The organism is Microbacterium terrae, from assembly GCF_017831975.1.
Lineage (GTDB): Bacteria > Actinomycetota > Actinomycetes > Actinomycetales > Microbacteriaceae > Microbacterium > Microbacterium terrae.
This window is the reverse complement of record NZ_JAFDSS010000001.1, coordinates 1,983,231-1,997,468: the sequence shown is the minus strand read 5'-3', so window position 1 is coordinate 1,997,468 and position 14,238 is coordinate 1,983,231. Positions and strand designations below refer to the sequence as shown.

13 protein-coding genes are annotated in these 14,238 nt (G+C 69.2%); 12 read left to right on the top strand and 1 reads right to left on the bottom strand.

Translation table 11 applies throughout. From position 1 onward, the window contains the following. Positions 1 to 15: 15 nt before the first annotated feature. From JOD63_RS09270 to JOD63_RS09240, 7 genes are all read left to right on the top strand, one after another. On the top strand, positions 16 to 570 hold the full coding sequence (locus tag JOD63_RS09270) for a F0F1 ATP synthase subunit B (protein ID WP_045274134.1): 555 nt from the start codon (positions 16 to 18) through the stop codon (positions 568 to 570). Beyond that, positions 570 to 1,361 carry a F0F1 ATP synthase subunit delta gene (locus tag JOD63_RS09265; protein ID WP_045274133.1) on the top strand — a complete coding sequence of 264 codons (792 nt, stop codon included), beginning with the start codon at positions 570 to 572 and terminating at the stop codon, positions 1,359 to 1,361. Before JOD63_RS09270 ends, JOD63_RS09265 begins: the two co-directional genes overlap by 1 nt. Before the next feature lie 74 nt (positions 1,362 to 1,435). Then, entirely contained in the window at positions 1,436 to 3,073 is a 1,638-nt protein-coding gene (gene atpA, locus JOD63_RS09260) for a F0F1 ATP synthase subunit alpha (RefSeq protein WP_045274132.1), read from the top strand. A gap of 20 nt (positions 3,074 to 3,093) precedes the next feature. Continuing rightward, positions 3,094 to 3,990 (top strand): F0F1 ATP synthase subunit gamma, encoded by an 897-nt coding sequence (locus JOD63_RS09255; protein ID WP_045274131.1) that lies wholly within the window; start codon positions 3,094 to 3,096, stop codon positions 3,988 to 3,990. Between the two features lie 40 nt (positions 3,991 to 4,030). Continuing rightward, positions 4,031 to 5,479: a F0F1 ATP synthase subunit beta gene (gene atpD / locus JOD63_RS09250; RefSeq protein WP_045274130.1), complete on the top strand. Its 1,449-nt coding sequence runs from the start codon at positions 4,031 to 4,033 to the stop codon at positions 5,477 to 5,479. Between the two features lie 2 nt (positions 5,480 to 5,481). Next, complete coding sequence (locus JOD63_RS09245) at positions 5,482 to 5,742, top strand: F0F1 ATP synthase subunit epsilon (protein ID WP_045274129.1); 261 nt, start codon at positions 5,482 to 5,484, stop codon at positions 5,740 to 5,742. A gap of 98 nt (positions 5,743 to 5,840) precedes the next feature. After that, positions 5,841 to 6,590 carry a YaaA family protein gene (locus JOD63_RS09240; RefSeq protein ID WP_045274128.1) on the top strand — a complete coding sequence of 250 codons (750 nt, stop codon included), beginning with the start codon at positions 5,841 to 5,843 and terminating at the stop codon, positions 6,588 to 6,590. A gap of 21 nt (positions 6,591 to 6,611) precedes the next feature. On the opposite strand, the gene JOD63_RS09235 is transcribed toward JOD63_RS09240, so the two are convergent. Beyond that, positions 6,612 to 7,121 carry a DUF4282 domain-containing protein gene (locus JOD63_RS09235; RefSeq protein WP_045274127.1) on the bottom strand — a complete coding sequence of 170 codons (510 nt, stop codon included), beginning with the start codon at positions 7,119 to 7,121 and terminating at the stop codon, positions 6,612 to 6,614. Between the two features lie 170 nt (positions 7,122 to 7,291). Between JOD63_RS09235 and JOD63_RS09230 the strand changes: the two genes are divergently transcribed. From JOD63_RS09230 to JOD63_RS09210, 5 genes are all read left to right on the top strand, one after another. Continuing rightward, complete coding sequence (locus JOD63_RS09230) at positions 7,292 to 8,122, top strand: large exoprotein (protein ID WP_211088084.1); 831 nt, start codon at positions 7,292 to 7,294, stop codon at positions 8,120 to 8,122. A gap of 89 nt (positions 8,123 to 8,211) precedes the next feature. Continuing rightward, positions 8,212 to 9,195 (top strand): aldo/keto reductase, encoded by a 984-nt coding sequence (locus JOD63_RS09225; RefSeq protein WP_045274637.1) that lies wholly within the window; start codon positions 8,212 to 8,214, stop codon positions 9,193 to 9,195. Positions 9,196 to 9,330: 135 nt separating this feature from the next. Further along, complete coding sequence (locus JOD63_RS09220) at positions 9,331 to 11,064, top strand: ABC transporter ATP-binding protein (RefSeq protein WP_045274638.1); 1,734 nt, start codon at positions 9,331 to 9,333, stop codon at positions 11,062 to 11,064. Next, on the top strand, positions 11,061 to 13,115 hold the full coding sequence (locus JOD63_RS09215; protein ID WP_084613367.1) for an ABC transporter ATP-binding protein: 2,055 nt from the start codon (positions 11,061 to 11,063) through the stop codon (positions 13,113 to 13,115). Before JOD63_RS09220 ends, JOD63_RS09215 begins: the two co-directional genes overlap by 4 nt. Before the next feature lie 74 nt (positions 13,116 to 13,189). Continuing rightward, positions 13,190 to 14,176 carry a PP2C family protein-serine/threonine phosphatase gene (locus JOD63_RS09210; protein WP_084613368.1) on the top strand — a complete coding sequence of 329 codons (987 nt, stop codon included), beginning with the start codon at positions 13,190 to 13,192 and terminating at the stop codon, positions 14,174 to 14,176. Positions 14,177 to 14,238: the final 62 nt, after the last annotated feature.

Sequence of the window (14,238 nt, the reverse complement as noted above, 5' to 3'; positions counted from 1 at the left end):
TCCAAAGGAGACAGGATGCTGAACGCTCTTGTCGCGTACGCGGCGGAGGAGGGGGAGGTCCAGAATCCCCTCATCCCCGCCTGGTACGACATCATCTGGTCGTCGGTCTGCTTCATCATCATCCTCTTCCTCTTCTGGAAGATTGCACTCCCGAAGATGAAGACGCTGCTCGACGAGCGCTCGGCCGCCATCGAAGGCAACATCGCGAAGGCCGACGAGGCCCAGCGCAAGGCCGAGGCGGCGCTCGAGGAGTACACCGCGCAGCTCGCCGACGCCCGCAGGGAAGCCGGTGAGATCCGCGACGCCGCCCGCGAGGACGGCAAGAAGATCGTCGCCGAAGCCAAGGAGACCGCGTCGACCGAGGCTGCACGCCTCACCTCGACCGCGCACGCGCAGATCGAGGCCGAGCGTCAGACTGCTCTGGTGTCGCTGCGCAGCGAGGTTGGCACGCTGGCGCTCGACCTGGCCGGCGGTGTGATCGGCGAGACGCTCTCCGACGACAAGAAGGCTCAGGCCGTTGTCGACCGCTTCCTCGCAGACCTCGAGGCCTCCGAAGGAGCCAAGGCGTAATGGGCAGCGCGACCACTCAGGCCCTCGCGGCGACGACGACGGCGCTCGGCGCCGGGTCGGGCGTCGACCTCGACGTGGCCGGTGAACTCTTCGCCGTGGCACGCGCCGTGGGCGACTCGTCGCAGCTGAGCGGCGCGCTTGCCGACTCCGCGGCGGCGCCGGAAGCCCGCGTGAAGGTCGTGGCCGACGTGTTCGGCCGGTCCGTGAAGCCCGCGACGGTGTCGCTGCTGACGACCGCCGTCGAGCAGCGCTGGTCCTCGGCGTCCGACCTGGTCGACGCGATCGAGGAGCTCGCGGTGCGGGCAGCCGCGATCGCCGAGCCCACGGTCGACGTCGAGTCGGAGCTGTTCCGCTTCTCGCGCACGGTCGCCGACAACCCGGAGCTCGAGCTCGCACTGGGCAGCCGCCTGGGTGGCTCGGCGGCGAAGGGCTCGCTCGTCGAGACCCTCCTGAAGGGACGCGCAAGCACGGCCACCACGCTGATCGTGGCATCCCTCGTCCGTCACCCGCGTGAGCGGCGCGTGCGCCAGCTCCTCTCGCGTGCGATGCGCGTCGTCGCTGACCAGCGCGGCCGTGCCGTCGCGACGGTCATCGCCGCGGCGCCGCTCAGCGCCGCGCAGAGCGAGCGCCTGTCCGCGGCCCTGTCCCAGCGCTACGGCACCCCGGTGTCGCTGAACACGGTCGTCGACCCGAGCGTCGTCGGCGGACTGCGCGTGCAGATCGCCGATGACGTGATCGACGCGAGCGTGTCGACCCGACTGGCGGACCTCCGCCAGCGACTCGCCGGCTAGAGAACTTCCCGTCTGCGCCATACACGGACGCGGCGGAGATTTCGGGGCCGAGGCCCCATGAACGAAGGAAAACAATGGCAGATCTCTCTATCAGCCCCGACGTCATCCGTGACGCGCTGAAGGACTTCGTCGCCGCGTACGAGCCGACGGGCGCTGCGGCGACCGAGGTCGGCACCGTCGTCGACGCGGCCGACGGCATCGCCCACGTCGAGGGCCTGCCGGGTGTCATGGCGAACGAACTCGTCGTGTTCGCCGACGGCACGCAGGGCCTCGCGCTGAACCTGGACGAGCATCAGATCGGTGTGGTCGTCCTGGGCGACTTCTCCGGTGTCGAGGCCGGCCAGCAGGTGACCCGCACCGGTGAGGTGCTCTCGGTCGCCGTCGGCGACGGCTACCTCGGCCGTGTGGTCGACCCGCTCGGCAACCCGATCGACGGCCTCGGCGAGATCGCCACCGTCGGCCGCCGCGCGCTGGAGCTCCAGGCTCCGGGCGTCATGCAGCGCAAGTCGGTGCACGAGCCCCTGCAGACCGGCATCAAGGCGATCGACGCCATGATCCCCGTCGGCCGCGGCCAGCGTCAGCTCATCATCGGCGACCGCCAGACCGGCAAGACCGCGATCGCGATCGACACGATCATCAACCAGAAGTCCAACTGGGAGTCGGGCGACCCCGAGAAGCAGGTCCGCTGCATCTACGTCGCCATCGGCCAGAAGGGCTCGACCATCGCTTCGGTGAAGGGCGCGCTCGAGGACGCCGGAGCCATGGAGTACACGACGATCGTCGCCGCTCCCGCCTCCGACCCCGCCGGCTTCAAGTACCTCGCGCCGTACACCGGCTCGGCCATCGGCCAGCACTGGATGTACGACTCGAAGCACGTCCTCATCATCTTCGACGACCTGTCGAAGCAGGCTGAGGCGTACCGCGCCGTGTCGCTCCTGCTCCGTCGCCCGCCGGGCCGCGAGGCGTACCCCGGTGACGTCTTCTACCTGCACTCGCGTCTGCTCGAGCGCTGCGCGAAGCTCTCGGACGAGCTGGGCGCGGGCTCGATGACCGGTCTTCCGATCATCGAGACGAAGGCCAACGACGTCTCGGCGTACATCCCGACCAACGTCATCTCGATCACCGACGGCCAGATCTTCCTGCAGTCCGACCTGTTCAACGCCAACCAGCGTCCTGCTGTCGACGTGGGCATCTCGGTCTCGCGAGTCGGCGGTGACGCTCAGGTCAAGTCGATCAAGAAGGTCTCGGGAACGCTCAAGCTCGAGCTCGCCCAGTACCGCTCGCTCGAGGCGTTCGCGATGTTCGCGTCCGACCTCGACGCCGCATCGCGTCGTCAGCTCGCCCGTGGCGCGCGTCTGACCGAGCTGCTCAAGCAGCCGCAGTACGACCCGTACCCCGTCGAGGAGCAGGTCGTCTCGATCTGGGCCGGCACCAACGGCAAGCTCGACACGATCGAGGTCGAGGACGTGCTCGCCTTCGAGCGGGAGCTCATCGACTACCTGCGCCGCAACACGTCGATCCTCGACACGCTGCGTGACACGAACGTCCTCGACGACGCGACCGTGGCCGAGCTCACGGCGAAGACCGACGCGTTCATCCTCGAGTTCCAGGCCGGCAAGGGCCAGGCGATCTCGAAGCCCGGTCACGAAGAGGTCGCAGCTGCCGAGGCCGAAGACGTCAACCAGGAGAAGATCGTCAAGGGCCGCCGCTAAGGCGCGCTGGGGCGAGAACCATGGGCGCACAACTCCGGGTCTACAAGCAGAAGATCGCTTCTGCGCAGACGACCAAGAAGATCACGAAGGCGATGGAACTCATCGCGGCTTCGCGCATCCAGAAGGCGATGGCGCGCGTGCGCGCGTCCTCGCCCTTCGCGCAGGCCGTGACGCGGGCCGTCTCCGCCGTGGCGACGCACTCCAACATCGACCACCCGCTGACGGTCGAGCGTGAGACGATCCGCCGTTCGGCGGTGGTCATCTTCACGTCCGACCGCGGACTCGCCGGCGCGTTCAACTCGCAGATCCTCCGTGAGGGTCTCGAGCTCGCGCAGCTGCTCCGTGAGCAGGGCAAGGAGCCGGTGTTCTACCTGGTCGGTCGCAAGGCCGTCGGGTACTTCCAGTTCCGTCGCATCGAGTCGGCGGCCGAGTGGGTCGGCGACACCGACACCCCTCACTTCAGCACGGCTGAAGAGATTGCGGCCACCCTGCTCGACGCGTACGACCGCGGCGGCGACCACGCGGGCGTCGACGAGATCCACCTCGTCTACAACCGCTTCGTCAGCATGATGACGCAGTCGCCCGAGACGGTGCGCCTGCTGCCCCTCGAGGTCGTCGAGGCCGAAGAGGAGTCGTCGGCATCGGTGTACCCGCTGTACGAGTTCGAGCCCGACGCGTCCGTCGTCCTCGACGCCGTGCTGCCGGTGTACATCCAGAGCCGCGTCTTCAACGCCCTCCTGCAGTCGTCGGCGGCGAAGCACGCCGCGACGCAGAAGGCGATGAAGTCCGCCAGCGACAACGCCGACAACCTCATCACCGACTACACGCGCCTGCGCAACAACGCGCGTCAGGCCGAGATCACCCAGCAGATCGCAGAGATCGTCGGCGGCGCCGACGCCCTGTCGTCCCGCAAGTGATCGACGTCGCGCAACCAGACCATACGAAAGAGAAGAAGCCATGAGCCTCACCGCTGACAAGACGGAAGCCACCGTCGTCGGCCGCGTGGCCCGCGTGACGGGCCCCGTCGTCGACATCGAGTTCCCGCACGACTCGATCCCCGACATCTACAACGCGCTCACCACGACCGTCACGGTCGAAGGCGTCACCTCGGCCATCACGCTCGAGGTCGCCCAGCACCTCGGCGACGACCTCGTCCGCGCCATCTCGCTGAAGCCGACGGACGGCATGGTCCGCGGCCAGGAGGTGCAGGACACCGGTGGCCCGATCTCGGTCCCCGTCGGCGACGTGACCAAGGGCCGCGTCTTCAACGTGACCGGCGAGATCCTCAACGCCGAGCCGGGCGAGACGATCGAGATCACCGAGCGCTGGGGCATCCACCGTCAGGCGCCCTCGTTCGACCAGCTCGAGTCGAAGACCGAGATGTTCGAGACCGGCATCAAGAGCATCGACCTGCTCACCCCGTACGTGCAGGGTGGGAAGATCGGTCTCTTCGGTGGAGCGGGCGTCGGCAAGACGGTCCTCATCCAGGAGATGATCCAGCGCGTCGCGCAGGACCACGGTGGTGTGTCGGTGTTCGCCGGTGTCGGCGAGCGCACCCGTGAGGGCAACGACCTCATCGGCGAGATGGAGGAGGCGGGAGTCTTCGACAAGACCGCCCTCGTCTTCGGCCAGATGGACGAGCCGCCGGGAACGCGTCTGCGTGTCGCCCTGTCGGCGCTGACGATGGCGGAGTACTTCCGCGACGTGCAGAAGCAGGACGTGCTGCTGTTCATCGACAACATCTTCCGCTTCACGCAGGCCGGTTCCGAGGTCTCGACGCTGCTCGGCCGCATGCCGTCCGCGGTGGGTTACCAGCCGAACCTCGCCGACGAGATGGGTGTGCTCCAGGAGCGCATCACCTCGACGCGTGGTCACTCGATCACCTCGCTGCAGGCGATCTACGTGCCGGCCGACGACTACACCGACCCGGCTCCGGCGACGACGTTCGCGCACCTCGACGCCACCACCGAGCTCTCGCGTGAGATCGCGTCGAAGGGCCTGTACCCGGCCATCGACCCGCTCACCTCGACGAGCCGCATCCTCGACCCTCGCTACATCGGCGAGGACCACTACCGTGTGGCCACCGCCGTGAAGCAGATCCTCCAGAAGAACAAGGAACTGCAGGAGATCATCGCGATCCTCGGTGTCGACGAGCTCTCCGAAGAGGACAAGATCGTCGTGTCGCGTGCACGCCGCATCCAGCAGTTCCTCTCGCAGAACACCTATATGGCCAAGAAGTTCACCGGCGTCGAGGGCTCCACGGTCCCGATCAAGGAGACGATCGAGTCGTTCGACGCGATCGTCAAGGGTGACTTCGACCACGTCGCCGAGCAGGCGTTCTTCAACGTCGGCGGCATCTCCGACGTCGAGGAGAAGTGGGCCCAGATCCAGAAGGAGAACGGCTGATCATGCCGCTCAAGGTGAGTCTCGTCTCCGCGGATGCGGAGGTCTGGTCGGGAGAGGCGTCGCTCGTCGTCGCCAAGACCGTGCTGGGCGAGATCGGCTTCATGCCCGGTCACGAGCCCGTGCTCGCGATCCTCGCCGAGGGTCAGGTGCGCATCACCGAGACCTCGGGCGGGAAGATCATCGCCAACGCGCAGGACGGCTTCCTCTCGATGGAGGCCGACGTGCTGACGATCGTGGCGGGCAACGCCGCGCTCATCTCCTGACGCACACGCAGTAGTCCACGGCGGAGTCCGCTCCGCCACGAAACGCCCCGGCATCTCACTGTGTCCGGGGCGTTTCGTCTCGCTCCGATGGGTTCTCCATGCTGATCCTGCTGCCGCCGTCCGAGACGAAGCGCGCGGGCGGCCGCCGCCGTGCGCTCGACGTCGGCGCGCTCGCCCTGCCGTCGCTCGCGTCGCAGCGCGACGCTGTGATCGAGGCGCTCGTCGCACTCTCTGCCGATGAGGATGCCGCGGCCCGCGTGCTCAAGCTCGGCGCCACGCAGCGCGACGAGGTCGCGGTGAATGCGGTGCTGCGCACCGCTCCGACGATGCCGGCGATCGACCGCTACACCGGCGTGCTGTTCGACGCTCTGGATGCGGCGTCGCTCGACGCGACGGCGCGCGGCTGGCTGCGCGGCCACGCGATGATCCACTCCGCGCCGTTCGGCCCGGTCGGCGCCCTCGACGCGATCCCCGCGTACCGCCTCGGCGCCGGAGTGGCACTGCCCGGCGTGCCCGCTCTCAAGCGGCATTGGGCGCAGCCGGTGACGGCGGCACTCGCCGCATCGGCGCCGCGCTTCGTGCTCGACCTCCGTTCTGAGGCGTACGTCGCGCTCGGACCGGTTCCGGCGGGCGTCGCGTCCGCGTACGTCCGTGTCGTGTCGGAAGGACCCGACGGAGCGGTGCGCGCGCTCAACCACTTCAACAAGCACGCGAAGGGCGCGCTCGTGCGGCGCCTGGCCGAGGCGCGACCAAGGGTGTCGACGCGTGCGGGGTTCCTGCGGTGGGCGGGTGCTGCGGGCCTGCGTGTCGCTGAAAGCGCGTCGGGCGAGATCGAGCTGTTCGCCTGACCGGGCACCACGAGGGAGCAGCTAGGCGGACGAGCCGCGCGTGTTCTCCGCCGTGCGCTCGGTGTTCTCGGCGATGGCGATGAGGGCGACGATCCCCTCGATGATGAACCTGAGGGTGATGATCGCGAGGAGTCCGAGGATCGGCACGAGCACGATCGTCGCGACGATCAGGCTGATGCCCGCGCCGGGGTTGAACCACAGCGCCCCGATGCCGTTGACGAGACCGCCGACGAAGTAGAAGATCACCCCGATGCCGATCGCGATGAGGCCCACGAGGTAGAAGACGCTCGCGAGCCGCCGCGTGATGAACGTGCGGAACGACAGGTCGAACAGCGCGGAGAAGAAGCCGCGCCCGATGTCTGCCGGGTCGCCGCCCAGTGTGGTGGGAACGCCGGTGTCGTCGGGGTCCGCCCCGGCGGCGCCCGACGACGGCCCTGCAGCGGTCGCTGAGGCTCCCGCCGGTGTCGCCCGTGCCGCGTCCGCAGCGGGCTGCTCGGGCAACGGCGGGACGGGGGGAGTGGTGTCGCTCATCGGGAGTCCTTCCGGGTCTGCGGTCAGGCTACCCACCCGGGCCGACACGCGCCATCGCGAACCTGAAAGAATGCTGACAGCGCGCACTGATCGTCGCTACCATGTGTCGAGCGGAGCGGAGGCTCCGCAGGCGTGTGCCCGCGCGTCTCACATCGACCCTGGAGATCGATATGGATTACGACTACGGCTACGGAGCGATGGTGGCCTTCTGGCTCATTCTCGCCCCCATACTTCTCATCCTCGCCATCGCCGGGTACGTGATCGGCGCGTTCTTCCTCATGAAGGTCTTCGAGAAGGCCGGCGTGCAGGGCAAGTGGCGCGCGTGGGTGCCCGTGTACAACTCCCTGGTCGCCGCGAAACTCGGCGACCTCTCGCCCTGGGTCATGCTCGGTGCCATCGTCGCATCAGCGCTGCTCGGCCAGATCCCCGGCATCGGCTGGATCTTCTCGCTCGTCGGTCTCGCCGCTTGGGTGCTCTCGGGCTGGCGCATCGGGCTGAAGCTCGGCAAGGACTGGCCGCTGCTGCTGCTCTGGCTCATCCCCGGCGTCGGCACGCTCATCTGGGTCGGCATCCTCGCCTTCGACAAGGCGCCGTGGAACCCGAACATCGCCCCCGCACCGTGGGCGAACTCGTTCCTCAAGGACACGACCGTGTGGCAGGGCATCCCCGTGCAGCCGGGTGCCGCCCCGGCAGCCCCCGCCCCCGGCGCCTACCCGCCGCCGGCCGGCTACCAGCCGCCCGCCGGCTACGCGGCTCCGGGCGCGCCCGCCGCGCCGACTCCTCCGCCTGCAGCGCCGACTCCGCCGCCTGCAGCGCCGACTCCTCCGCCTGCCGCGCCGCCCGCTCCGCCGGCAGCGCCTCCGGCTGCGCCCACGGCGGCCCCCGCGGCTCCTGAGCCTCCGGTGGCCCCCGAACCGCCCGCTGCACCGCAGCCGCCGGCCGCACCTGAGCCGCCCGCAGCTCCTGAGCCGCCCGCTGCTCCTGAGCCGCCCAAGCCGTAGATCCGGCGCACAGGAAGACCCCCGCCTCGGCGGGGTCTTCCTCGTTGCGGCAGCGTCCGCCCCGAACCGCCACCGGTAACGTGGGGCGGGTGACCTCCACTGTTCCCCTGCGCCGGGTCGGCGCATCCGGTCTGCTCGTCTCCGCCACCGGCCTCGGCTGCAACAACTTCGGACGCCCCGGCACCCGCACCGAAACGGTCGCCGGCACCCGCGACGTGCTGGACGCCGCGATCGAGGCGGGAGTGACGTTCCTCGACACCGCCGACATGTACGGCGGCGATCCCGGCCTGTCCGAGACGCTCATGGGCGAGGCGCTGGAGGGGCGTCGCGACCAGGTCGTGCTCGCGACGAAGTTCGGTCACCCGGGCCGCGACATGGGGTACCCGACGTCGGGCGCGAAGGCCTCGCGCGCGTACATCCGCCGGGCGGTGGAGGGGTCGCTCCGGCGGTTGCGGACCGACTGGATCGACCTGTACCAGCTGCACGTCCCCGACAACGACACCCCGATCGATGAGACCCTCGACGCCCTCGGCGATCTCGTCCGCGAGGGCAAGGTGCGCTACATCGGGCATTCCAACTTCTCGGGCTGGCAGATCGCCGAGGCGCACTTCACCGCGCTGATGCGCCACGGCATCCCGTTCGTGTCGTCGCAGAACGACTACAGCCTGCTCTCGCGCGGCGCCGAGCGGAACACGCTGCGCGCCGTGGAGCGGTACGGGCTCGGCTTCTTCCCGTACTTCCCGCTGCAGAACGGTCTGCTCACGGGCAAGTTCACCCGCGACGCCGCGCCGGCCGACAGCCGCATCATGCGCCAGCGACCCCACCTGTACGAGGACGCCCCATGGGACGCGCTCGAGGCGTACCAGGCGTTCTGCGACGAGCGGGGGATCACGATGCTCGAGGCGACCTTCGGGTGGCTGCTGTCGCGCCCGGCGCTGTCGAGCGTGATCGCGGGGGCGACGCGCCCCGAGCAGGTGCAGGCGAACGCGGCAGCCGCCACGGCATGGACCCCGGATGCGGCCGACCTCGCGCTCATCGACGGGCTGTTCCCGCCGCCCGAGACCGCGCCCTGATCGCCGACCCGTCGCCCGGCGCCCGGTTCGCCGTGGGCGTACGCGGGGTGTTGTCGCGGGTGCGTCGAGGGGCGTAGCGTCGGATCTCGTGCGCGGCCCGCTCGGCGGACGGCATCCGCGCACAGGAAGGCTCCCGTGCTCTGGAAGCTCCTCGTGCGGTATCTGAGTCCCGCATGGCTGCTCATCGTCGGGGTGGTCGTCTTTCAGCTGGCGCAGTCCATCGCGTCGCTGTGGCTGCCGACCCTGAACGCCGACATCATCGACGAGGGCGTCGTCACCGGCGACATCCCGTACATCTGGCAGACCGGCGGCGTCATGCTCATCGTGAGCCTGGTGCAGGTGGTGTGCTCGATCGTCGCGGTGTACTTCGGCTCGCGGCTCGCGATGGGGATGGGCCGCGACCTGCGCGGCGACGTCTTCCACCGCGTGGTGGCGTTCTCGCAGCGCGAGGTGGGGCAGTTCGGCGCGCCGTCGCTGATCACCCGCAACACGAACGACGTGCAGCAGGTGCAGATGCTGGTGCAGGTGTCGGCGACGCTCATGATCTCGGCGCCGATGCTCGCGATCGGCGGCGTCATCATGGCCGTGCAGCAGGATGCCGGGCTGTCGTGGCTGATGGCCGTGTCGATCCCGGTGCTGCTGATCATCGTGAGCCTCATCGTCGTGCGTATGGTGCCTGCGTTCACGCAGATGCAGAAGCGCATCGACCGCGTGAACCAGATCCTGCGGGAGCAGCTCACCGGCATCCGCGTCGTCCGCGCGTTCGTTCGCGAGCGCGAGGAGCGGGCGCGGTTCTCGCAGGCCAGTGACGACGTGATGGACACGGCGCTGCGCGCGGGCAACCTCATGGCGCTGATGTTCCCCGCCGTCATGCTCGTGATGAACGTCTCGAGCGTCGCGGTCATCTGGTTCGGCGCGTTCCAGGTGCAGGAGAACGGGGTGCAGATCGGCACGCTCTTCGCCTTCCTCACCTACCTCATGCAGATCCTCATGGGCGTCATGATGGCGACCTTCATGTTCGTGATGATCCCGCGCGCCGCGGTGTGCGCCAACCGCATCGGCGAGGTGCTCGACACCGACCCGAGCGTGACGGCGCCGGCCGAGGCATCCGCCCTTCCCGTCCCCGCGGGCCGCATCGAGTTCGACCACGTCGACTTCGCCTACCCGGGTGCCGACGACGCCGTCATCCACGACCTCACCTTCACGGTCGAGCCGGGAACCACGACGGCCGTCATCGGCTCGACCGGCGCGGGGAAGACGACCCTCATCGGGCTCGTGCCCCGACTGTTCGACGTCACCGGGGGAGCTGTCCGCCTCGACGGCGTCGACGTGCGCGCGTACGACCCCGACGACCTGTGGAGCCGCATCGGGCTCGTGCCGCAGCGGGCGTTCCTCTTCTCGGGCACCGTCGCCTCGAACCTCCGCTACGGAGACGCCGACGCCACCGACGAGGAGCTCTGGCGCTCGCTCGAGCTCGCCCAGGGCCGGGACTTCGTCGAGGCGATGCCCGAGGGACTCGACGCGCCGATCGCTCAGGGCGGCACGAACGTGTCGGGCGGGCAGCGTCAGCGCCTCGCGATCGCCCGGGCTCTGGCGAAGCGGCCCGAGGTGTACATCTTCGACGACTCGTTCTCGGCGCTCGATCTGCGGACGGATGCCGCGCTCCGCCAGGCGCTCGACACGCACCTGCCCGACGCCACCAAGCTCGTCGTCGCGCAGCGCGTCTCGACGATCCAGCATGCCGACCAGATCGTCGTCCTCGACCACGGCCGCGCCGTGGGGATCGGCACGCACGACGATCTCGTCGAGACGTGCGAGACCTATCGCGAGATCGTCGAATCGCAGCTCGCGGCGGAGGCGGCGGCATGAGCGGGCAGCAGCAGGCACCGCGCCGGCAGCCGATGGCCCGCGGCCCGATGGGCCAGGCGGGCCCCGGCGAGAAGGCGCAGGACTTCCTCCCGAGCGCGAAGCGGCTGCTCGGCACGCTCCGCACCGATATGCCGCAGATCATCGCGGTGCTCGTGTTCGGCGTCATCTCGGTGGCGCTCACCGTGATCGGCCCCAAGCTCCTCGGCGAGGGGACGAACATCGTCTTCGCCGGTGCGGTCTCGCTGCAGTTCTCCGACGTGCCCGCGGGCACGACGAAGCAGGACATCCTCGACGCGCTGAACGCCGACGGGCAGCAGCAGGTCGCCGACATGATCTCGAACGTCGACTTCGTGCCGGGCGCCGGCATCGACTTCGGACAGTTGGGGATGCTGTTGAGCCTGGTGCTCGCGGTGTACGTCTTCGCGAGCATCTTCGGCTGGCTGCAGGCGCGCATCCTCAACGGGGTCGTGCAGCGCGCGATGCACCGGCTGCGCATGCAGGTGGAGGACAAGATCCATCGGCTGCCGCTGTCGTACTTCGACCGGGTGCAGCGCGGCGAGCTGCTCAGCCGCGTGACGAACGACGTCGACAACATCGGCCAGACGATGCAGCAGACGCTCTCGCAGGTCGTCACGTCGCTGCTGACGGTCGTCGGCGTGCTCGTGATGATGTTCGTGATCTCGCCGCTCCTCGCGGTGATCGCGCTCGTGACGATCCCGCTGACCATCGTCATCACGGTTCTCGTCGCGCGGCGCTCGCAGAAGCTCTTCGTGGAGCAGTGGAAGACGACCGGCATCCTCAACGCCCGCGTCGAGGAGACGTTCTCGGGGCACTCCGTCGTCAAGGTGTTCGGCCACCAGGCCGAGGCCGAGGCGGCGTTCCGCACCGAGAACGAGCAGCTGTACCGGGCGAGCTTCGGCGCCCAGTTCATCTCGGGCGTGATCATGCCGGCGATGATGTTCGTCGGCAACCTCGTCTACGTGGCGATCGCCGTCGTGGGCGGTCTCCAGGTCGCCGCGGGCGTCATGTCGATCGGCGATGTGCAGGCGTTCATCCAGTACTCGCGTCAGTTCACCCAGCCGCTCAGCCAGCTGGGGTCGATGGTGAACCTGCTCCAGTCGGGCGTGGCGAGCGCCGAGCGAGTCTTCGAACTCCTCGACGAGGCGGAGCAGACCGCCGATGACGAGCCCGCAGAGACCGCGCCCGAGTCGGCGAGCCACCTCGACTTCGAGGACGTGTCGTTCAGCTACTCGCCCGACAAGCCGCTCATCGACGGACTGTCGCTGGCTGCGCAGCCGGGAAGCACCGTCGCGATCGTCGGTCCGACCGGCGCGGGCAAGACCACCCTCGTCAACCTCATCATGCGGTTTTACGACGTCGACGGCGGCCGCATCACCCTCGACGGCGTCGACACCCGTCGCATGACCCGCGATGACCTGCGCGCCCGCACCGGAATGGTGCTGCAGGACACGTGGCTCTTCTCCGGAACGATCCGCGAGAACATCGCCTACGGTCGCCCCGACGCCGGCGAGGACGAGATCGTGGATGCCGCGACCGCGGCGTACGTCGACCGCTTCGTGCACGCACTGCCCGACGGCTACGACACCATGCTCGACGACGAGGCGACGAACCTGTCGGTGGGCGAGCGGCAGCTCGTCACCATCGCGCGCGCGTTCCTCGCGGACCCCCGTATCCTGATCCTCGACGAGGCGACGAGCTCGGTCGACACCCGCACCGAGCTGCTGATCCAGCGCGCGATGTCCCGACTGCGCGAGGACCGTACGGCATTCGTCATCGCTCACCGGCTCTCCACGATCCGCGACGCCGACCTGATCCTCGTCATGGAGAACGGCGCGATCGTCGAGCAGGGCTCGCACGACGAGCTGTTGGCCATGAAGGGCGCCTACGCGCGGCTCTACAACGCGCAGTTCGAGGCGCCGATCGACGACGCGGATGTGCCGGAGTCAGCCATCGAGGGGCCTGCGGATGCGGGATTCGCGGCACGGGCTGGCGCGTCGCAGGCGGGTGCTTCCGAATCGGCGGGGGACTGACCCCCTAGAATGTGAGGACGCCGCCCGACCGAACGGGTGCCGCGTGACCACCTGCGGACGGGGAGGAACAGGGCGTGCCCGACGTATCCACCCACACGCGCCGGGTCGAAGTTCCTGGCGGAGCCATCGACCTCGCCTGGGCCGAGGTCACGCACACCGGGCGCCGGCGCGAGGTCAACCAGGACGCGCTGTTCACGGCGTACCCCCTCTTCGTCGTCGCGGACGGCATGGGCGGGCACATCGGCGGCGAGATCGCCAGCGCCAGCGCGATCGCGCGGCTGCGCGGCGTCGTCGACGACGGGCCCGTCACTCCGAAGACCATCGAGAAGGCGCTCGCGAAGGCCGTCAAAGACATCGGCGCGCACCCCGAGACGACCGACGACGGCACCGGCACCACGGTGACCGGTGTCTACCTCGACACCGCCGGCGAAGCCGCGCACTGGGTGACCTTCAACATCGGCGACTCCCGCGTGTACGTCGTGCGAGACGGCGCGATCGTGCAGATCACCACCGACCACTCGGTCGTGCAGGAGCTAATCGCGGCGGGACGCCTCAGCCCGGAAGAGGCCGAGAACCACCCGTACGGCAACGTCATCACGCGCGCGGTCGGCCCGTCCGACAGCGTGACGCCCGACTACGTGCGCCTCGACGTGGTGGCCGGCGACCGGTTCGTCATCTGCTCGGACGGTCTCACCAAGGAGCTCACCGACTACGGCATCCGTCACTTCCTCGACGAGAACGCCGACCCGGCCGACGCCGTGAACGCGATGCTCGACGCCGCGCTCGAGAACGGCGGACGCGACAACATCAGCATCATCGTGCTCGACGTCGCCGACCCGAGCGCGGTCGCCGCAGGCTCGGGCGACGAGGTCGACGACGACACCGCCGAGATCCCCACCGTGGGAGCAGGCACCGCCGCGGTCGGCGACGACGAGGACGCGGATGCCGATACCGGCGACGCGGATGACGACGACGAGACCTCGGAGTCCGTGAGCGCGGCCGAGCCGGGCGACGACGACGAGTCGGCAGCCGGCACCGACTCCTCCACAGCCGGTCGCTGACGGCGACAGCCCCCAAGAATCGTCCCCGGGCGGTGACCGCAACCGCGCGCGTAGTGTGATCG

Excerpts from the sequence above, each read along its gene's own strand:
- JOD63_RS09270 (WP_045274134.1), top strand. The coding sequence starts at position 16 with ATGCTGAACGCTCTTGTCGCGTACGCGGCGGAGGAGGGGGAGGTCCAG.
- JOD63_RS09265 (WP_045274133.1), top strand. The coding sequence starts at position 570 with ATGGGCAGCGCGACCACTCAGGCCCTCGCGGCGACGACGACGGCGCTC.
- atpA (WP_045274132.1), top strand. The coding sequence starts at position 1,436 with ATGGCAGATCTCTCTATCAGCCCCGACGTCATCCGTGACGCGCTGAAG.
- JOD63_RS09255 (WP_045274131.1), top strand. The coding sequence starts at position 3,094 with ATGGGCGCACAACTCCGGGTCTACAAGCAGAAGATCGCTTCTGCGCAG.
- atpD (WP_045274130.1), top strand. The coding sequence starts at position 4,031 with ATGAGCCTCACCGCTGACAAGACGGAAGCCACCGTCGTCGGCCGCGTG.
- JOD63_RS09245 (WP_045274129.1), top strand. The coding sequence starts at position 5,482 with ATGCCGCTCAAGGTGAGTCTCGTCTCCGCGGATGCGGAGGTCTGGTCG.
- JOD63_RS09240 (WP_045274128.1), top strand. The coding sequence starts at position 5,841 with ATGCTGATCCTGCTGCCGCCGTCCGAGACGAAGCGCGCGGGCGGCCGC.
- JOD63_RS09235 (WP_045274127.1), bottom strand. The coding sequence starts at position 7,121 with ATGAGCGACACCACTCCCCCCGTCCCGCCGTTGCCCGAGCAGCCCGCT.
- JOD63_RS09230 (WP_211088084.1), top strand. The coding sequence starts at position 7,292 with ATGGATTACGACTACGGCTACGGAGCGATGGTGGCCTTCTGGCTCATT.
- JOD63_RS09215 (WP_084613367.1), top strand. The coding sequence starts at position 11,061 with ATGAGCGGGCAGCAGCAGGCACCGCGCCGGCAGCCGATGGCCCGCGGC.